The sequence below is a fragment of the Bradyrhizobium sp. Ce-3 genome (assembly GCF_022835695.1).
Classification (GTDB): domain Bacteria; phylum Pseudomonadota; class Alphaproteobacteria; order Rhizobiales; family Xanthobacteraceae; genus Bradyrhizobium.
Genome location: NZ_BQUV01000001.1, coordinates 458,680 through 478,161 on the forward strand (window position 1 = coordinate 458,680; position 19,482 = coordinate 478,161).

Consider the following 19,482-nt stretch of genomic DNA (forward strand, 5'->3'; position numbering starts at 1 on the left):
GCTACTTCTCCTCCGCCATCAGATAGCCGACGCCGCGAATGGTGTGGATGATGACCTTGGCGCGATGCTCGGCGAGCAGCTTGCGCAGCCGCGACACGTAGACCTCGACCGCGTTCGAGGCGACCTCGCCGGACAGACCGAAGATGTGGTCCTCGACGTTCTTCTTCGGCACCACCCGTCCCTGCCGCCTCAGCAGGATCTCCAGCACGGAGGTTTCGCGCGCGGAGAACACGTGCGGCGCTCCGTCGACGAACACCTGCTTGCTCTCGGTGTCGTAGATCAGATTGGCGAGCTTCAGCGAGGAGCCGAGCAGCTGGCCGGGCCGCCGCAGGATGGCCTCGAGCCGCGCCACCAGCTCTTCCAGCGCGAACGGCTTCGCCAGATAGTCGTCCGCGCCGCTGCGCAGGCCGTTGACCCGGTCCTGCAAGCCGTTGCGCGCGGTCAGCACCAGCACCGGCAACGGATCGTTCCTGCGGCGCAGCTCCGACAGCACCAACAGGCCATCGCCATCGGGCAGGCCGAGATCGAGGATCATGGCAGCATAGCTGACGCTGCGCAGCGCATCACGCGCCTCGGCAACGCTGTTGACGATATCGGACTCGTATCCCGCAGCCATCAGTCCGCTTGCGAGAAGCCTCGAAAGCTCGGCATTGTCCTCGACGATCAGAAGGCGCATCGCAGCAGTCCTGTCTTCATTCGGTCGGTCTTCTGTTTGCACACCCCGTCGCAATACGCCAGCCACGCAACAAACGCCGCAACAGATCGCGCGTTGGGCAAGGGCGATGTGCAAACGACACGCATTTAAGCACAACACCGCGATTGCCGCTAACCACGCTATGTTTTTGCTATGCGACGTCGCTGCTTGTCCCACGCAAAATAGATAAACGCGCCCCCGCCGCAATCAAAATTCGCACATCGAGCACGCCGTTGACGGCGCCAGTGTAAGGCTGGCGTCAGCTGGCCCTGATAACAGGTTCCTCGTCTTCGCGGAGACAACGACGGCTGGCCACAATGCGGCAAGACCTCGAATCTCGCGCGGAGCTTCATGCAGTATTGGCCGAGCGGGCGATGTCATTTCGAATGAAGTATATTGGGTTTGCGGCATTGTCCGTTCTGCCGGCGCTTCTCGCCGGCGGCTGGTTCGCGACGCACGCCGACGGCCTCGCCAGCGCCAAGGCGGCTGCGCCGCAAGCCGCACCGCAAGACGTCAATGTCGAGCAGCAATACGTCGTGCTGAGCGACAAGCAGGCCGCCTCGTTGAAGGTCATGACCGCGGAGCAGCGCTCGTTCCGGACGTTGAAGAACGCGGTCGGTTCGATCGACTTCAACCAGAACATGCTGGTGCAGGCCTTCACGCCGAACCCCGGCAGGATCGTCGACACGCCGCTCAATGTCGGTGACGAGGTCGCGAAGGGCGACAGGCTGTTCACGATCGACAGCCCCGATCTGCTGCAGGCGGAGTCGTCGCTGCTCGCCGCGGCCGGCGTGCTCGAACTGCAGACCAAGACGCTGGCGCGCGTCAGGCAGCTGCTGAAGACCGGCGGCGGCGCGCAGAAGGACGTCGACCAGGCGACATCCGATCAGCAGACGGCCGAGGGCAACTACAAGGCCGGCCGCGACGCGGTGCGCATCTTCGGCAAGACCGACGCCGAGATCGACCGCATCGTCGCCGACCGCAAGGTCGATTCCATCCTGGTGGTGCCGAGCCCGATCTCCGGCCGCATCATCGCCCGCAATGCCGCGCCGGGTCTCTACGTGCAGCCCGGCAATGCGCCGGCACCCTATTCGCTGGCCGACATCTCCACGATGTGGATGGTCGCCAATGTGATCGAGACCGACGCGCCGGCCTATCGGATCGGCCAACCGGTCGAGGTCCAGCTGCCCGCCTATCCGAACGAGGTGTTTCGCGGCCGCGTGACGACGCTGGGCCTCAACATCGATCCGACCTCACACCGTCAGCTGGTGCGTTCGGTGATCGACGATCCCCAGCACAAGCTGCGCGCCGGCATGCTGGCGAGCTTCACCATCGAAACCGAGCCGCCAAAGCTGTCGGTCAGCGTTCCCCTGGACGCCATCGTGCGCGAGGGCGACGGAACGATGACGGTGTGGGTCACCAGCGACGGCCGCAGGTTCGACCGCCGCACGGTGACGACGGGCATGGCGCAGGACGGCTGGCGGCAGGTGCTCTCAGGCCTCGGAGCCGGCGAGAAGGTCGCCTCCACCGGCGCGATTTTCCTCAGCAACAAGTTCGCCAACGCGGCCACCGGGTAGCGCGCGCCAGCCGCGCCCTCGCCCGCTCAAGAGTGCAGCACCTTGATCAAGAGCCTCCTCCAATTCGGTCTGACCCGAAGCGCCGTCATCGTGCTCGGCCTCGTGGTGTTCTGCGCCGCCGGACTGGCCGCGTTCACCAGGCTGAACATCGAGGCCTATCCGAACCCGGCGCCGGTCATCCTCGAGATCACGGCGCAGGCCGCCGGCCTCTCCGCCGAGGAGATGGAGAAGTACTACACGATCCCGATGGAGGTCGGGCTGTACTCGACGCCGGGCGTGGTCAACATCCGCTCGACCTCGTTCTACGGCCTGTCGTTCGTGCGGGTCACCTTCAAATACGGCGTCGACTACTATTTCGCGCTCTCGCAGGCCACCAACAACCTGACGCAAAACGTCCAGCTTCCCGGCAACCAGATCCCGCAGATCCAGCAGTCCAGCCTGGTCGGCGAGATCTACCGTTACCAGCTGGTCGGCCCGCCCAATTTCGGCCTGACCAATCTGCGGACATTGCAGGACTACGTCGTCGCGCGCCGGCTGATGACGCTGCCGGGCGTGGTGCAGATCAACGCCTGGGGCGGCACCACCAAGCAATTCAACGTCGACGGCGATCTGGCCAAGCTCGAGTCCTACAACATCACCGTGCCGCAGCTGATCAGCGCGCTCGGCAACGCCAACGTCAATGTCGGCGGCCGCGAGATCGCGATCGGCCAGCAATCCGTCAACATCCGCGGCATCGGCCTGATCAATTCCGGCGGCGATGACGACGTCACCAAGGGCTATCGGGTCGCGGACATCGAGAACATCGTCCTGACCCAGTCGAACGGCCTGCCGATCCAGATCAAGGACGTCGCCAAGGTCTCGGTCGGTTATGTGCCGCGGCTCGGGATCGCCGGAAAGGACGGCAATGACGACGTCGCCGCCGCGATCGTCGTGATGGGGCGCACCCAGCACACCAATGAAATCATCCCGAAGGTCGAGGAAGAGGTCGCCAGGATCAACAGCGACGGCACACTGCCGTCGGGCGTCAAGATCGTCCCCTATTACGATCGCAGCTCGCTGGTCGGCGTCACGACCCACACGGTGCTGCACAATCTGCTGTTCGGCTGCCTCTTGGTGTTCGTCATCCAGTGGATCTTCCTCGGCGACCTCAGAAGCGCGCTGATCGTCAGCGCCAACATCCCGTTCGCGCTGTTCTTCGCCATCATCATCCTGGTGCTGCAGGGCGAGGACGCCAACCTGCTGTCGCTCGGCGCGGTCGATTTCGGCATCATCGTCGATTCCGCCGTCATCATGATGGAGAACATCTTCCGCAACTTCCAGTCCGCGCCCGAGAACCGGCTGCGCGTGCTGCAGAACCTCGCCGAGGGTTATTGGGGAGACGATCCGACCGCGCGACAGGGCCAGCCCGCGCCGGGCTGGACCGACCGGCTGCGGATGATCTTCGTCAGCGCACTGCAGGTCGACAAGGCGGTGTTCTTCACCGCGGCCATCACGGTGACCGCCTTCGTGCCGCTGTTCACCATGCAGGGCGTCGAGGGACAGATCTTCGGCCCGATGGCCCGCACCTATGGCTACGCGCTGGCCGGCGCGCTGCTGGCAACCTTCACCGTGACACCGGTGCTGGCGTCGCTGCTGCTGCCGCGGCACATCGAGGAAACCGAGACCATCATCGTGCGCTGGCTGCGCAACACCTACACGCCGCTGCTGCGCTGGTCGCTGTCGCATCTGAAGGTCGCGATCGCGGCCGGCGCCATCTTCCTGGCGCTGAGCGCGCTGGCGGCGAGCCGGCTCGGCAGCGAATTCCTGCCGGCGCTGGAGGAAGGCAATTTCTGGATCCGGGCCGCGATGCCGCCGACCATGTCACTGGAGGCCGGCACCGATCCGACGCGCAAGATGCGCGAGATCCTGCTGCGGCACCCCGAGATCATCACCGTGGTGTCGCAGCACGGCCGCCCGGATAATGGCAGCGACGCCTCGCCGTTCTCCAATGTCGAGCTGTTCGCGCCGATCAAGCCGTTCGACCAGTGGCCGCCCGGCCTGACGAAGGAGAAGCTGACCGAGGAATTGCAGAAGGAGTTCGACGAGGAGATGCCCGGCGTCACCTTCAACTTCTCGCAATACATCCAGGACAACATCGAAGAGGCGCTCTCGGGGGTCAAGGGCGCGAACTCGATCAAGATCGTTGGCCCCAATCTCGACGTGCTCGAGGGGCTCGCGACCAAGGTCGCGCAGGAGATGGCCAAGATCCGCGGCGTCGCCGATCTCGGCATCTTCCATCTGGTCGGCCAGCCCAACCTCAACATCCGGGTCAACCGGGAAAAGACCGCGCGCTACGGCCTCAACACCGGCGACGTCACCACGGTGGTGCAGGCCGCGCTCGGCGGCGCCAACGCCACGACGATGCTGGAAGGCGACCGGCAGTTCGGCGTCGTGGTGCGGCTCGACCCGAAATTCCGCCAGAGCATCGACGCGGTGCGCGACATCAAGGTCGCCTATGCGACGCCGTCGGGCACCAACGCCTACATCCCCTTGAGCGAACTCGCCGACATCTCGCTCGATACCGGCGCGCTGTTCATCTATCGCGAACGCAGCCAGCGCTACATCCCGATCAAGTTCAGCGTCCGCGGCCGCGATCTCGGCAGCACGGTGGCCGAGGCACAGGCGAAGATCGCGGAGGCGGTGCCGTTGCCGGCCGGCTACCGCATGATCTGGTCGGGCGAGTTCGACAATCTCGAAGCCGCCAAGGCGCGGCTGATGATCGTGGTGCCGGTCACACTGCTGCTGATCTTCGTGCTGCTCTACAGCCTGTTCAACTCGCTGCGCGACAGCCTGCTGGCACTGGCCGGCATTCCATTCGCGGTCGGCGGCGGCCTGATCGCGCTCTATTTCGCCGGGCTTGATTTCTCGATCTCGGCGGCGATCGGCTTCATCTCGCTGTTCGGCGTCGCAGTGATGGACGGCATCCTCAACATCACCTATTTCCGCGAGCTGCGCGCGGCGGGCCAGAGCATCGCGGAAGCGGTGTTCAACGGCGCCGAACAGCGCATGCGCCCGATGCTGATGACCGCGCTGTCCGCGGGCGTCGGCCTGTTTCCGGCGGCGCTGTCGCACGGCATCGGCAGCCAGGTGCAGCGGCCGCTCGCGACCGTGGTGGTCGGTGGCATGTTCATCGGTCCGCTGCTGCTGTTGATCGTCGCGCCCGCCCTGCGCCAGATCTTCCTGTCGCGCGAGCGCGCCGCCTCGCCCAGCGAGACGCCGGCTGCGGCCCCGCCCGAAGCCGCGCATTAGGGGCACCCTGCGATGTACCAGCTCAGCGCCAAGATGCCCTGCCCGACGTTCACGGCCGCCCTGCGCGTGCTGGCTATTTCCACCGGCGCGCTGATGCTCGGCGCCTGTGCGGTCGGCCCCAATTTCACCTCGCCGCCGGCGCCCGCCGTCGCCGGCTACACGCCGGAGCCGCTGCGCTCGCCCGCGACCGATCCGGCGGGTCCGCGCCTGGCACAGCAGCGCTTCAGCAACGGGGCCGACATCCCGACGCGCTGGTGGGCGGCGTTCCGCTCCGCGCCGCTCAACGCGCTGATCCGCCTGTCGGTCGAGCACAATCCGACGCTGCAATCCGCCGAGGCGGCGATCAAGGTCGCGAACTACAACGCGCTGGCGCAGCGCGGCCTCTACTTCCCGCAGGTCGGGGTCAACTACACGCCCTCCGACCAGCAGATTTCCAACATGACGACGCAGGCGGGCCCCGGCGATCCGTCGCAGCAGCGCTACACCCTGCACACCGCGCAGCTCAATATCAGCTTCGTGCCGGATATCTGGGGCGAGAATTTCCGCACCGTCGAAAGCCTCGATGCGATCACCGAGCAGGCCCGGTTCCAGCTCGAGGCGGCCTATCTGACATTGACCGCCAACGTGGTGACCGCGGCGATCCAGGAGGCCTCGCTGCGCGGCCAGATCGCCGCCACCGAACGCATCGTCAAGATCGAGCGCGACATCCTCAGCATCCTCAAGCACCAGCAGGACGCCGGCCAGGCCGCGCAGGTCGACGTGCTGACCCAGGAGACCGCGTTGGCCCAGGCCGAGCAGACGCTGCCGCCGCTGCAGAAGCAGCTCGCGATCCAGCGCGACCTGCTCACCGCGCTGGCCGGGCAGTTCTCCGCCGACGAGATCCTGCAGAAATTCGACCTCGCGCGCCTCACGCTGCCGGCCAATCTGCCGGTGAGCCTGCCGAGCACGCTGGTGGCGCAGCGCCCGGACGTGCGGGCCGCCGAAGCCAATCTGCATTCGGCGAGCGCGCTGGTCGGCGTTGCAATCGCGGCACGGCTGCCGAACATCACGTTGAGCGCCAATCCGGGCACCAGCGCCACCACCCTCGCCGGGCTATTCACGCCGGGAACGCTGTTCTACACCGTCGCCGGCAGCGCGACGCAGACCGTGTTCGACGGCTTCACGCTGTACCACAAGCAGAAGTCGGCCGAAGCCGCGCTCGACCAGGCCAAGGCGCAGTACCGGCAAGCCGTCATCACCGCGTTCCAGAACGTCGCCGACGCGCTGCGCAGCCTGCAGGCCGATGCCCGTGCCGTGCAGGCCGCAATCAAGGCGGAGAACACCGCGAAGGCCACGCTCGACATCGTGCAGCAGCAGCTCGTGCTCGGGCAGATCAACCAGGTCACCGTGCTGAATGCACAGCAAGCCTATTTCAACGCGGCGACCGCCCGCGTCCAGGCCGAGGCGACGCGGCTGTCGGACACTGCGGCGCTGTTCATGGCGCTGGGCGGCGGCTGGCCGACCGATTGCGCGACCAGCGACTGGCGATCCTGCGTGTTCGAGAGCCGCGTCGCGTCGAAGAGCTGAGCGTTCAAATGCGAAGCCCCGAAGCGATCGCTTCGGGGCTTGCCGTTGCGGTGATGCGGTGGGCACTCACACCTGCGAATGGCGCGCCATGAAATTGTCGTAGCCGACCTCGGCGACCTGGAACCATTGATAGCCGTTGTTGGAGAACGACGTCAGCGAGTCGTAGACCTTCTTGAAATTGGCGTTGCTCGCCGCCACCTCGCTGTGCAGTTCCTTGGCCGCCTTGAACGAGGCTTCCATTACGGCCGGCGGGAACGGACGCAGCTTGGTGCCGCCGGCAAGCAGCTTCTTCAGCGCCAGCGGATTGGCCTGATCGTAACGCGCCATCATCCAGTTGTTGGCGAAATGGCCGGCCTGCTCGAGGACGTTGCGATAGTATTTCGGCAGCGCATTCCACTTGTCGAGATTGATCATCGCCACCAGCATCGGTCCGCCTTCCCACCAGCCGGGAAAGTAGTAGTTCGGCGCGACCTTGAACAAGCCGAGCTTCTCGTCGTCATAGGGGCCGACCCACTCGGCCGCGTCGATCGTGCCCTTCTCCAGGGCCGGATAGATGTCGCCGCCGGCGAGCTGTTGCGGCACGCAGCCGAGCTTCTGCATCACCCTTCCGGCAAAACCGCCGATGCGGAATTTCAGGCCGTTGAGGTCGTCGACGCTGGTGATCTCCTTGCGGAACCAGCCGCCCATCTGACAACCAGTATTGCCGGCGAGCAGCGAGGTGACGTTGTAGCTCTTGTAGAACTCGTTCAGCAGCTCCTTGCCGCCGCCGATCATGTACCAGGCCTGGTTCAGCCGCATGTTCGGCCCGAACGGTACCGACGAACCAAAAGTGAAGGTCGGGTCCTTGCCGAAGTAATAGTAGGGCGCGGTGTGCCCCATCTCGACGGTGCCGTTCTGCACCGCGTCGAGCACCTGCAAGCCCGGCACGATCTCGCCGGCCGCAAAAGTCTGGATCTGGAATTTGCCGTCGGTGGCTTCGCCCACGGCCTTCGCCATCAGCTCGGCGCCGCCGTGCAGCGTGTCGAGTGTCTTCGGCCAGCTCGTCGTCAAACGCCATTTCAGCTCCGGCATCGACTGCGCGATCGCTGGCGCCGCGACAGTTGTGGCACCGGCGACGCCGAGACCCGTGACCTTGATGAAATCTCTACGCTTCATGTGAATCCTGCCCTGTATGATTGTGTTGTCCGAGCGTCGACTGCTTTGGATCGTCGCGCCGCTTTTCTTTGCCGTCATGACCGGTGACCGATCAGACGCCGCCTTCGTGCCGAGGCTTCGGGCGCGAGCATGGAACATCCCCCTGCCGAATGCCAGACGCAAAAAACCCGGCCTCCTTGCGGAGGCCGGGCAATGCGTTCGCGTCGCGCGAACGCTGGTCCGAAAGGCTGGACGCCGATCAGCCGCGGGTGCGCGAGCGGATCATGAAGCTGTCGAAGGTGTATTCGGCAACCTGCCACCACAGATACTGGTCGGAGCGATACGCCTGCATGGCATCGATCGACTTCTTGAAGTCGGCGTTCTTGGCCGAGATCTCACCCCACAGCTCGTTGGTCGCCTTGAGGCAGGCCTCGAGCACTTCGTTGGTGAACGGACGCAGCTGCGTGCCGCCGGCAACCAGCCGCTTCAAGGCCGACGGGTTCTGCATGTCGTAGCGCGCGGCCATCCAGCTGTTGGCGTTGGCGGTCGCGTTGGTCAGGATCGCCTGGTAGTTCTTCGGCAGCGCGTTCCACTTCTCCAGGTTGATGAAGGAGTGCACGGTCGGCCCGCCTTCCCAGAAGCCCGGGTAGTAGTAGTACTTGGCGACCTTCTGGAAGCCGAGCTTTTCGTCGTCATAGGGACCGACCCACTCGGCGGCGTCGATGGTGCCCTTTTCGAGCGCCGGATAGATGTCGCCGCCGGCGAGTTGCTGCGGCACCACGCCGACCTTCTGCAGCACCTGACCGGCAATGCCGCCAATGCGCATCTTGAGGCCCGACATGTCGGCGACGGTCTTGATCTCCTTGCGGAACCAGCCGCCCATCTGGGTGCCGGTGTTGCCGGTCGGGAAGCCGATCACACCAAACTTCTTGAAGAACTCGTTGCCGAGTGCCTCACCGCCGCCCTGGTACCACCAGGAGTTCTGCATGCGGGCATTGAGGCCGAACGGCACCGACGCATAGATCGCAAAGGTCGGGTCCTTGCCGACATAATAGTAGGACACGGTGTGGCACATCTCGACGGTGCCGTTGGAAGTCGCGTCCAGCGCCTGCAGGCCGGGGACGATTTCACCCGCCGCGAACACCTGGATCTGGAACTTGTTGTCGGTCATTTCGGCGACGTACTTCGCCAGCTGGTCGGCACCGCCATAGATGGTGTCCAGCGACTTCGGGAAGCTCGAGGTCAGGCGCCACTTGATTTCAGGCGAGGACTGCGCGATCGCCGGCGCCGCAACCGCCGTCGCGGCAGCACCGGCCGCAGAAACTTTCAAAAAATCACGACGCTTCATCGTAAGGCTTCTCCTTGAGGGGCGTTTCCCAGTGACCGCAAGCAGTTCTCCGGCAGGACGATCAAACGCCTGCCGAGGCGCTCTGGTCGGCCCTTTAACACGGAAGGCGGCCTCACGGAAACGCGACAATGGCATGACCGCGCCAATTAAACGAAAGTCTGATGACGCAGGAAAACAGCCGCAAAATACAGGCTCACGCGGCGGCGCCGGCGCGTCCCGGCTGCATCGGGACCATGGCGCCGACCGCGCGGTAAATCGCCGCGTGCGGGCCGACCGGTTCACCCTCAACCACCGGGTGACCTGACGCGATCAACGCCGCGCCGCCTCCCGCGCCTTCTTGGCTTTATCGGCCAAATGCCGTCCGCGCCGGATCCAGCTTTGCGCGGTCGTCTTGCTGACGCCGTACTGCTTGGCGATCGCCTCGGCAGCCTCGCCGATCGAGTCGGTTTTCTTCGCGACATTGAACGCCAGCCGGGAGGCCTCTTCGCGCTTCTCCCGTGTCAGATGCTTGCGGCGTTCTTTCTTTGCTTCGCGTGCTGCCATGTGACGGTCGCCTCACGACCCTTCCGCAATTCCGGCTTCACCTGCGGCCGCGTCCACTGGTCGACCAGTGGTACGATTCGGCCGGTCCGCACAAACATACAGGCCGGAACCGATTCAGCAATCGTCCGGGGCGACAGTCCTGTGAAGAAAGACCGGCGCGCTCCGCCCTTTACGGGCCCATCGGCCCGCCCGGACAGCCACGCGGGCTCAGGCCGCGGCGATGACGCCCTGCAGCTGCTCGCGGACCTTGCCGCCGATCGCGCGGTAGATCGCCGCGTGCGGGCCGTCCGGCTCGCTCTCAACCACCGGGTTACCGGAATCGGAGGCGGTGCGGATCGCGATGTGCAGCGGCACTTCGCCGAGGAACGGCACCCCGAGCTTCTCGGCCTCGTGGCGGGCGCCGCCATGGCCGAAGATGTCCGAGCGCGTGCCGCAATGCGGGCACTGGAAATAGCTCATGTTCTCGACGATGCCGAGCACCGGCACATTGACCTTCTTGAACATCGCCAGTCCGCGCCGCGCGTCGATCAGCGACAGATCCTGCGGCGTCGAGACAATGACGGCGCCCTTGAGCGGGACGTTCTGCGCCAGCGTCAGTTGCGCGTCTCCGGTGCCGGGCGGCATGTCGACGACGAGCACGTCGAGCGTGCCCCAAGCGACGTCGCGCAGCATCTGGGTGATCGCCGACATCACCATAGGCCCGCGCCAGATCATCGCGGTGTCCTCCTCGACCAGGAAGCCGATCGACATGATCGCCAGGCCGAAGCGCACGAGCGGGATCATCTTCTTGTCGTCGTTGAGCTGCGGCTTCTCGCGGATGCCGGTCAGCCGCGGCACCGACGGGCCGTAAATATCGGCGTCGAGCAGCCCGACGCGCAGGCCGAGGTCGCGCAGCCCAAGCGCAAGGTTGAGCGCCGTGGTCGACTTGCCGACCCCGCCCTTGCCGGAGGCAACCGCGATGACGGCGGAGATGCCGGGGATCTCGGCTTGCCGCGCCATCGGCGATTGTGCGCCGGGCGGATGCGGATGACGGTGCGCGGACGCGGGCTGGACGCCGCCGGCCGGCCGCGGCGGAGGCGCCGCACCGCCCGCCTTACGCTCCGCGGTCAGCGCGATCATGGCGACGCTGACGCCGGGAATGGCGCGCACGGCGTTCTCGGCCTGCGCACGCACGCTTTCCCAGGCGCGGGCTTCGGCAGCGTCGACGTTGATCGAAAAGAACACCTTGCCGTCGGTGACCGTGATCGCCGACAGCACATTGGCGTTGGTCAAGGGGACGCCGCGCGGCGACATCACCTTGGCAAGGCAATCGAGAACCTGTTGCTGCGTCACGCTCACCGCGCATCTCCTGGGCTTTTTAGTGGGCATGATCTTGTTCGGAAAACCGCTTCGCACTTTTCCGGATCATGTCCCAAGAAACCTCCCATAGAGCGTTGCAGCGCAAAAGGCTACCTCGCTCCGACGTCGTCCCGCCGCTCGGCTGGCGCCGCCGCGCCGCCTTCCTTGGCGGCCTCGTAGTTCAGCTCGATCATGACCCCGTTGGGGTCGTTGACGAAGATCTGCCAGAGGTCGCCGCCGGGAACCTGGCGCGAGTCGAATTCCATGCCCTTGGACTGCAGCCGCTGCCGCATCCCGTCGAAGCCCTGGCTGGCAAAGGCGACGTGATGGACGACGCCGGAATCCGGCTTTTGCGCCTCGTCGGTCGATGAAATATCGACCAGATGCACGACCGCCTTGCCCTCGCTGTACATCCACGCACCGGGGAACGCGAAGTTCGGCCGCGCGCCCTTTTCCAGGCCCAGAACGTCCTCGTAGAACCGCACCGTGGCGGCGAGATTGCGGGTCCGGATATTGAAATGATCGAGCACACCGACGCTCATGCCCATGCGAGACACTCCCTTTTTTGTGAAGTTCTTTGGTGCGGCGATCCTAGCACAAAACAGCCTTCTGCCATCCCACCAAGGCCGTTGCCCTCCGCTGCACAGGGGGTATGGTGCGGCTCCTTCCATGGACGGAATGCCCTGCCCGCCGCGACATTGCCGGCAGGGCCACGGGGCGATCACCACGGCAAATCGCAAGGCAACGGAACACAAGGTAACGGATATGGCCAAAGTCGCTTTTCTCGGTCTCGGCGTAATGGGTTTCCCGATGGCGGGACACCTCGTGAAAAAGGGCGGCCATGAGGTCACCGTGTACAACCGGACCGCGGCGAAGGCGAAGGAATGGGCCGACAAGTTCGGCGGCAAGACCGCAGCCACCCCGAAAGCCGCCGCCGAAGGTCAGGATTTCGTGATGTGCTGCGTCGGCAATGACAACGACCTGCGCGCGGTCACCATCGGCCCCGACGGCGCCTTTGCCGGCATCCGAAAGGGCGCGACCTTCGTCGATCACACCACCGCCTCCGCCGAGGTCGCCCGTGAGCTCGACGCCGCCGCCACCAAGGCCGGCTTCAAGTTCGTCGACGCGCCGGTGTCCGGCGGCCAGGCCGGTGCCGAGAACGGCGTGCTGACCGTGATGTGCGGCGGCGCGGCCGATGCGTATGCCGGCGCCGAGCCTGTTATCACCGGCGCCTATGCGCGGATGTGCAAGCTGCTCGGACCGGCGGGTGCCGGCCAGCTGACCAAGATGGTCAACCAGATCTGCATCGCGGGCCTCGTGCAGGGCCTCTCGGAGGGCATCCACTTCGCCAAGAAGAGCGGCCTCGACGTCACCGCGGTGATCGAGACCATCTCCAAGGGCGCGGCCCAGTCCTGGCAGATGGAGAACCGCTACAAGACCATGAACGAGGGCAAGTACGATTTCGGCTTCGCGGTCGAATGGATGCGCAAGGACCTCTCGATCGCGCTGGCAGAAGCCCGCCGCAACGGCGCCACCCTGCCCGCCACCGCGCTGGTCGACCAGTTCTATGCCGAGGTCGAGAAGATGGGCGGCAAGCGCTGGGATACGTCGAGCCTCTTGGCGCGGCTGCAGCGCTAGCGCCTGCTCGCTTACGGCCAGGTGACCCGCGCCCGCGGGTCACCTGCCATGCAGCGTCGTCTCGCGAAGGAGAATTCCCCTTTGAAGGTGCCCGCTGCCAAAATATCGAAAACAACCCCATGCACAGTAGCTGACCGGCCGCCGGCATTCGATTTGGCGACTTGACATGTCGGGCAAATCAGGGGCACACTTCCATTATTCCGAAGTTTCAACTTCTCATTGGCGGTTTAGTGCACTGTCACCGTAATCCGGTTCATCGCGTTATAAGCACAATTCCCGGTACGCTGGACCGACGAGCTGGCAGGCGGTACAGCCGCAGTGATGCCACACTGTTATCGCCGACGCTCGCCAGCGCGCCTCGCTAAGGTAACAGCTTGAGCTTAATTCCAAACAATGGATAGGCGATCTTTCGTCCCGTGGAACGTGCCTGCTTCAACTCCTGTTCTATCATCCTCTCTCAGGCTCATCGACAGGACATCTCCACTGCTGAATAGCATAGAGAGTTGTTCGCCTGGATGTTCAGCAGCTTCAACGACACGTCTATTGATCAGCCTCGAAAGTGCGTCACAATAGCCCTCGCTTCCTTGCTTAAAGATTTTGCTGCCGCCAGAGATTTCGGGCCAGACAAACATCGTGAGGACGTCACCGTCGAACACTAGCTGGACATAATCTTCAACGAACACGACGGAAGACAATCGTTTTCCCTCAATTGCGCTTCTGAAGACGTTCACCGCTTTTGTTTCCTTCCGTCTATTACGGTGACAGTGCACTAAATTGACTTGTCGCCCCTCTCGATGCACCATACCACATGGCCCGCCTCGCCCGTGTCGTCATCCCCGGTCATCCCCACCATGTCACCCAGCGCGGCAATGGCCGGGCTCGGACCTTCTTCGGCGACCGCGACTATGCGCTCTATCGCGACCTGCTCGCGGAGAATTGCCGCGCGGCCGATGTCGAGGTGTGGGCCTGGTGCCTGATGCCGAACCACGTGCACCTGATCCTGGTGCCATCCGATCCCGACGGGCTTCGCCGCGCGCTGGCGCGGGTCCATCGCGCTTATGCCGGCATCATCCAGGCGCGGCGCAAGAAGAGCGGGCATTTCTGGCAGGGCCGCTTCGGCGCCGTTGCCATGGACGAGCCGCATCTCGCCGCCGCGCTGCGCTATGTCGCGCTCAACCCGGTGCGGGCGCGGCTGGTGCAGCGCGCGCAGGACTGGCGCTGGTCGAGCACGCGTGCGCATCTGAGCGGCAAGGACGACGGCGTCACCGTGCTGAGAGCAGTCAGGGAGCGCTTCCCCGACTTCGCCGGACTGTTGGCCAGCGAGCCGGAGCCCGATCTGATCGACCGCCTGCGCGCCGCCGAGAGCATCGGCCGGCCGCTCGGCGACGATCGCTTTCTCGCCCGCCTGCAGCGGCTGACCGGACGTGTCCTCAAGCCAGGCAAACGCGGACCGAGGCCGTCCGAACCAGAACAGGAGCAAGAATGACCATTGTCGGGGAGTTAAGTGCACTGTCACCGGAATTGAACGCGCAGCGATGTCGGCGTTCGCCGGGCCCGCCGCAAAAGTTAATTTAACCCCGCGTTAACGGTTTTCTTTAGCTCTTTAAGTCATCGCTTAATGATTTAGCGTCACAGATAGACAATGCAAAAAGCCCGCGCGGTTCGCTGGCAGGATTTGTGTTGTTTATGAGTAATCCCGCAGAAAAGCCTGAAGTTGTAGCGCTTCCGGCAGGACCTCAGGTGACGGCGCCGGTGAACAGCCGGCGCGTCGCCGCGCAGCGGGTGCGCGAGGCGCGGGATCGGTTAACGTCAACCAGTGGAACCCGCCCGGCGTTCGACGCCGAGCTGCTTCGTCAATATGCCCAGACCCGGATCTCGGCCTCCTACGTCGTGATGCTGCTCGTGGTCGCGACCGGCGTGCTGTTCGGGCTCTGGATGAAGCCGATCATAGCCGGTGCCTGGACCATCGGCATCCTCTGCGTCCATCTCGCGATCATCCGCAGCTGCGCCCGCTTCCTCGCCGAGCCGACCTCGGTCGCGGTGACCCGCAAATGGCGGACCCGCTTCGTGCTGCTCGACCTGCTCTACGGCCTGTGCTGGACCGCGATCCTGATCCACCCCGCCGGGCGCGATCTCGCCTCCAACACGCTGATGATGTTCCTGATGCTGCTGGTGATCGCGGTCTCCAGCATGCTGGCGGCGAGCCTGCCGATCGCAGCGCTCGCGGCGACCGTCCCGGTGACGGTCGGGATCGCGCTCGACCTCGTGCTCAACGGCGCGTTCGACAATTACGTGCTGGCGCTGCTCGCGCTGGCCGCCGAGGGTTATTTCGCGCTGCTGGCGCACCGGCTGCATTCGACCACGCTGGCGACGCTGGAAGCCCGCGCCGAAAAAGATGCGCTGATCGGCGAGCTGGAGCAGGCCAAGGCGATCTCCGACGAGGCGCGGCACCGCGCCGAATCCGCCAACGTCGCCAAGTCGCGCTTCCTGGCCCAGATGAGCCACGAACTGCGCACGCCGCTCAACGCCATCCTCGGCTTCTCCGAGGTGATGAAGAGCGAGATCTTCGGCGCGCATGCGGTGCCGGTCTACAAGGAATATTCCGCCGACATTCACAATTCCGGCGTGCACCTGCTCAACCTCATCAACGAGATCCTCGATCTGTCGCGCATCGAGGCCGGCCGCTACGAGCTGAACGAAGAGGCCGTGGCGCTGGTGCATGTCGTCGCCGACTGCCACCATCTGTTGAAACTGCGCGCCTCGAGCCGCGGCATCACCATCCACGAGGTGTTCGAGCACGGCATGCCCCGGATCTGGGGCGACGAGCGCGCCATCCGCCAGGTCGTGCTCAATCTGCTCTCCAACTCGATCAAGTTCACCCCGCAGGGCGGCGAGATCTGGCTGAAGGTCGGCTGGACCGCATCGGGCGGGCAATATCTGAGCGTCAAGGACACCGGCAGCGGCATCGCCGAGGACGAGATCCCGGTCGTGCTGGCCTCGTTCGGCCAGGGCTCCAACTCGATCAAGTCGGCGGAACAGGGCGCGGGCCTCGGCCTGCCGATCGCCAAAAGCCTGATCGACATGCATGGCGGCACCTTCACGCTGAAATCGAAGCTGCGCATCGGCACCGAGGTGATCGTGACCTTGCCGCCGGAGCGGGTGATGAGCGCGCTGGCACCGATGGCGGAAGAATCGCCGCCGATGCAGCCGGAGCCCGCCGAACCCACGATGGGCGCCAACCGGAAAAGCGTGCGCCGCAAGTCGATCATGAGTGCCGGCACTGGATTGTAGAACATGTCGCGGACCAACGTGACGCGGTCTTCGTTGCCAACAAATGCAGGGCGTTCGCGCGACGACCATGCTCGCGACAAAAAGCCGGGGCGTGATGCAGTATCCCGCTTTGGCCGGCTTGCACCGGCGGCCGAAACGGTCCAACAGTTGAAGAATGAGCTCAGAGACACCGTGTATCGCAGTCTGCATGATGGACCCCAGGACGAAGCTCTGCTTCGGCTGTGGCCGCACGCTTCCGGAGATCGCGCGCTGGCACAAGATGGACAGCTCGGAGCGGCTGTCGGTGATGGCGGGGCTGCCGGCGCGCATGACCGAGGCCGGGCTCGAGCGCATGGAGCCGCGTCCGAAGCGCGCCTGACCGGCATCGCGGCGGGAGTTGCGCCGTGACCCGCATCCTCCTTGTCATCCTGCTCTTGATGGCAACCGCCGGCGTCGTTGTCGCCTACGGCGATCCCGATCAGATCGCGCTCGCCAGGCAGAACCTGACCCAGATCTTCGGCCGCAGTATCGCCGCGCCGGCCTCGGTCCCTGCCCCCGCGGTGCAGATTGTCCGCAGCCAGGGCGGCGAGTTCGCGTTCCGCGCCAAGATCAACGGCGTCAGCGCACCGATGGTGATCGACACCGGCGCGACCTCGGTGGTGCTGACCTGGGAAACCGCCAAGGCGATCGGGCTGCCGACCGACATGCTCGAATACAATGTCGACCTCGAGACCGCCGGCGGTCACACCAAGGCGGCGCGGCTGACGCTCGATCGCCTCGCTGTCGGCAAGCTGGTCGAGAAATCGGTCCCGGCGCTGGTCGTGCAGCGCGGACAAATGAAGACCAATCTGCTCGGCATGAGCTTCCTCGACCGGCTCGAAAGCTGGGGCGTCCGCTCCGATACGCTGAGCCTGACCGGCTACCCCGACGTCACCGGCAGCATCACCACCTCGAGCCGCCACCGGCGCCCGCGCACGGCGGTCGACTAGGGGGCCCCAAGCGCGATCAGATGAGGTTGAATCGTCATCGCGCTTCAGCTCCTTGTTTGGGCATGATCTTTTCAGAAAACCGCTTCGCACTTGTCCGGATCATGCCTTAGCGATCGTCGTCGTGGATCGACGACGGGTGCCGGCACAGCGGCGTCACGCTGATCTCCATGAACGGAAACAGCGGCAGGCTCGACAGGATGTCGTGCAGTTCCTGCGCGCCTGAGACGTCGAAGATGCTGACATTGGCGTAGCGTCCGGCCACCCGCCACAGATGGCGCCAGGCCCCGGTGCGCTGTAGCTCCATTGCGCGGGTGCGTTCTGCCTGCTTCAGCGCGTCGACCTTTTCAGCCGCGATGTCGTGCGGAATTCGCACATCCATTTCAACGTGAAACAGCATGATGATGAACTCTCTCCGCAAATGATGGAGCCGCCGCGCGAACGCGGCGGCTCACCGTATCTCCCAGATCGTCAGCCTTGTCGTCAACCTTATCGTCAGCCTTGCACCAGGCCGCGGCTGACGAGGTTGATGTCGTCGGGATTGACGAGGTCTTTCGCCGTCCAGCCCGAGACGTCGTAGTCGCTCATGCAGTTGCGCACGAAATCCTGCATGGCGCCGAGGTCGCCGGTGGCGCTCGCGGCCATCAGGGTTTCGACACGCAGGTTCTCGTAATTGCCGGCATAATTGCGCTCATAGAGCTCGTGGCGGCCGCCGAACTCGGAGCCGACCGCATCCCACAGCAGCTTGAGCAGCTTGATCCGGTCGATCGCAGCATAGCCATTGGAGCCGCGCACGAAGCGGTCGAGATAGGGCCGGATCGCCTCGCTCTCCAGATCGGCCGAGCTCGACGGCAGATAGATCAGGCCGCTCGCGACATGACGCTCGATCAGTTCCTTGATCCGCGGATAGGCCATCGGCGCGAACACGCGGTAGGCCAGCCCGTAGTTCAGGTTGGGCAGATTGTAGCCCTCGGTGCCCTGCCAGGCGATCGGCGACTTCACCATCGCATCCGACATGCCGTGGAACAGATTGCGCCAGGCGATCACCTCGCCCACCGCCGTCTGCACGCCGCGGAAGTCCTTCGAGCCGGTCGCCTCCACCGCCATCGAGAACAGGCCGGCGATGAAGTCGAGCTTGACGGCAAGCCGCGTCACGCCGTGCAGCGTGAAGCGCGGGATGAAGCCGGATGCCGGGAAGAACTGGTTGATCTTGTCGACGTCGCCATAGATGAAGACGTTCTCCCAGGGCACCAGCACCTTGTCGAACACCAGGATCGAGTCGTTCTCGTCGAAACGGCTCGACAGCGGATAGTCGAACGGCGAACCGGTCGCGGCCGCGGTGAATTCGTAGGACGAGCGGGCAATCAGCTTGATGCCTTTGGCGTCCATCGGTGCGGTGAAGATCAGCGCGAACGACTTGTCCTTGATCGGGATGCCGTAGTGGGCGATGAAATTGTAGTGCGTCAGCGCCGAGCCGGTCGCGACCACCTTCGCGCCTGACACGATCAGGCCGGCATCGGTCTCCTTCTCGACATGCATGAAGACGTCACGGACCTCCTCGATGGCGCGGTCGCGATCGATCGGCGGATTGACGATGGCATGATTCCAGAAGTCGAGCCGTTCCTGGGTCCGGGCATACCATTTCTTCGCGTTGCCGGCGTACTCGCCATAGAAGCCCGAATTCGCGCCCAAGGTTCCGAGGAACGCCGCCTTATAGTCCGGCGAGCGGCCCATCCAGCCATAGGCGACCTTCTGCAACTCGGCGATCGCGTCGCGGCCCTTGATCAGGTCATCGGCCGTCTTCGAGCCGAGGAAGAACGGATGGGTGAGCTGTCCGGAGCCGGTATCGGTCAGCACACCGATCTGATCCTTCTTCTCGTGAAAGCGGTCGTACCAGCGCGCCACCATCCGTGCCGAATTGCGGAAGGCGGGATGCTGGGTGACGTTCTTGACGCGCTCGCCGTAGATGTAGATTTCCCGGCCGTCCTGGATGCTGTCCAGGAATTCCGCGCCGGTATAGACGCTGGTGGTGGACGCAGGCACGTCGGCCCGCAGGGCTGCTGCTGTAGTCATGGCGTTCTCCTCCGCTTGTGTCGTTGG

At 64.7% G+C, this 19,482-nt stretch carries 17 protein-coding genes; 8 read left to right on the forward strand and 9 right to left on the reverse strand.

What is annotated here, in order from left to right; all coding sequences use genetic code 11:
- Position 1 precedes the first annotated feature (1 nt).
- Positions 2-676: a response regulator transcription factor gene (locus BRSPCE3_RS02305; RefSeq protein WP_244063997.1), complete on the reverse strand. Its 675-nt coding sequence runs from the start codon at positions 674-676 to the stop codon at positions 2-4.
- 404 nt (positions 677-1,080) lie between these two features.
- Between BRSPCE3_RS02305 and BRSPCE3_RS02310 the strand changes: the two genes are divergently transcribed.
- The 3 genes from BRSPCE3_RS02310 to BRSPCE3_RS02320 are packed head-to-tail and all read left to right on the forward strand — an operon-like array spanning position 1,081 to position 7,125.
- Positions 1,081-2,271 (forward strand): efflux RND transporter periplasmic adaptor subunit, encoded by a 1,191-nt coding sequence (locus BRSPCE3_RS02310; protein WP_244064000.1) that lies wholly within the window; start codon positions 1,081-1,083, stop codon positions 2,269-2,271.
- Positions 2,272-2,313: 42 nt separating this feature from the next.
- Positions 2,314-5,559, forward strand: a complete 3,246-nt coding sequence (locus BRSPCE3_RS02315; RefSeq protein WP_244064002.1) for an efflux RND transporter permease subunit — start codon at positions 2,314-2,316, stop codon at positions 5,557-5,559.
- Between the two features lie 12 nt (positions 5,560-5,571).
- Complete coding sequence (locus tag BRSPCE3_RS02320) at positions 5,572-7,125, forward strand: efflux transporter outer membrane subunit (protein ID WP_375709852.1); 1,554 nt, start codon at positions 5,572-5,574, stop codon at positions 7,123-7,125.
- A gap of 66 nt (positions 7,126-7,191) precedes the next feature.
- Here BRSPCE3_RS02320 and BRSPCE3_RS02325 read toward each other — a convergent pair whose 3' ends face one another.
- The 5 genes from BRSPCE3_RS02325 to BRSPCE3_RS02345 form a co-directional block, all read right to left on the reverse strand.
- The gene (locus tag BRSPCE3_RS02325; protein WP_244064004.1) at positions 7,192-8,280 is read right to left on the reverse strand and encodes a TRAP transporter substrate-binding protein; all 1,089 of its coding nucleotides are present in this window, start codon (positions 8,278-8,280) and stop codon (positions 7,192-7,194) included.
- Positions 8,281-8,518: 238 nt separating this feature from the next.
- Positions 8,519-9,607 carry a TRAP transporter substrate-binding protein gene (locus BRSPCE3_RS02330; protein WP_244064006.1) on the reverse strand — a complete coding sequence of 363 codons (1,089 nt, stop codon included), beginning with the start codon at positions 9,605-9,607 and terminating at the stop codon, positions 8,519-8,521.
- A gap of 309 nt (positions 9,608-9,916) precedes the next feature.
- Positions 9,917-10,150, reverse strand: a complete 234-nt coding sequence (locus BRSPCE3_RS02335) for a hypothetical protein (RefSeq protein ID WP_244064008.1) — start codon at positions 10,148-10,150, stop codon at positions 9,917-9,919.
- A gap of 207 nt (positions 10,151-10,357) precedes the next feature.
- Positions 10,358-11,488 (reverse strand): Mrp/NBP35 family ATP-binding protein, encoded by a 1,131-nt coding sequence (locus tag BRSPCE3_RS02340; protein WP_244064010.1) that lies wholly within the window; start codon positions 11,486-11,488, stop codon positions 10,358-10,360.
- A 110-nt stretch (positions 11,489-11,598) separates the two neighbouring features.
- Complete coding sequence (locus BRSPCE3_RS02345) at positions 11,599-12,036, reverse strand: VOC family protein (RefSeq protein WP_244064012.1); 438 nt, start codon at positions 12,034-12,036, stop codon at positions 11,599-11,601.
- 217 nt (positions 12,037-12,253) lie between these two features.
- Here BRSPCE3_RS02345 and BRSPCE3_RS02350 point away from each other — a divergent pair, with 217 nt between their 5' ends.
- Complete coding sequence (locus tag BRSPCE3_RS02350) at positions 12,254-13,126, forward strand: NAD(P)-dependent oxidoreductase (protein WP_244064014.1); 873 nt, start codon at positions 12,254-12,256, stop codon at positions 13,124-13,126.
- 380 nt (positions 13,127-13,506) lie between these two features.
- On the opposite strand, the gene BRSPCE3_RS02355 is transcribed toward BRSPCE3_RS02350, so the two are convergent.
- On the reverse strand, positions 13,507-13,857 hold the full coding sequence (locus BRSPCE3_RS02355) for a hypothetical protein (RefSeq protein ID WP_244064015.1): 351 nt from the start codon (positions 13,855-13,857) through the stop codon (positions 13,507-13,509).
- Positions 13,858-13,934: 77 nt separating this feature from the next.
- Here BRSPCE3_RS02355 and BRSPCE3_RS02360 point away from each other — a divergent pair, with 77 nt between their 5' ends.
- The 4 genes from BRSPCE3_RS02360 to BRSPCE3_RS02375 all read left to right on the forward strand — a co-directional run bounded on the left by BRSPCE3_RS02360 (position 13,935) and on the right by BRSPCE3_RS02375 (position 17,385).
- Positions 13,935-14,612 carry a transposase gene (locus BRSPCE3_RS02360; protein ID WP_244064017.1) on the forward strand — a complete coding sequence of 226 codons (678 nt, stop codon included), beginning with the start codon at positions 13,935-13,937 and terminating at the stop codon, positions 14,610-14,612.
- A 200-nt stretch (positions 14,613-14,812) separates the two neighbouring features.
- On the forward strand, positions 14,813-16,417 hold the full coding sequence (locus BRSPCE3_RS02365) for a HAMP domain-containing sensor histidine kinase (protein WP_244064019.1): 1,605 nt from the start codon (positions 14,813-14,815) through the stop codon (positions 16,415-16,417).
- A gap of 154 nt (positions 16,418-16,571) precedes the next feature.
- A complete protein-coding gene (locus tag BRSPCE3_RS02370; protein ID WP_244064021.1) occupies positions 16,572-16,775 on the forward strand; it encodes a DUF1289 domain-containing protein in 204 nt (67 codons plus the stop codon).
- Between the two features lie 25 nt (positions 16,776-16,800).
- Positions 16,801-17,385, forward strand: a complete 585-nt coding sequence (locus tag BRSPCE3_RS02375; RefSeq protein WP_244064023.1) for a TIGR02281 family clan AA aspartic protease — start codon at positions 16,801-16,803, stop codon at positions 17,383-17,385.
- 106 nt (positions 17,386-17,491) lie between these two features.
- On the opposite strand, the gene catC is transcribed toward BRSPCE3_RS02375, so the two are convergent.
- Complete coding sequence (catC, locus tag BRSPCE3_RS02380) at positions 17,492-17,782, reverse strand: muconolactone Delta-isomerase (protein WP_244064025.1); 291 nt, start codon at positions 17,780-17,782, stop codon at positions 17,492-17,494.
- Between the two features lie 95 nt (positions 17,783-17,877).
- Entirely contained in the window at positions 17,878-19,455 is a 1,578-nt protein-coding gene (locus tag BRSPCE3_RS02385) for a 4-hydroxyphenylacetate 3-hydroxylase family protein (RefSeq protein ID WP_244064027.1), read from the reverse strand.
- Between the last annotated feature and the right edge of the window lie 27 nt (positions 19,456-19,482).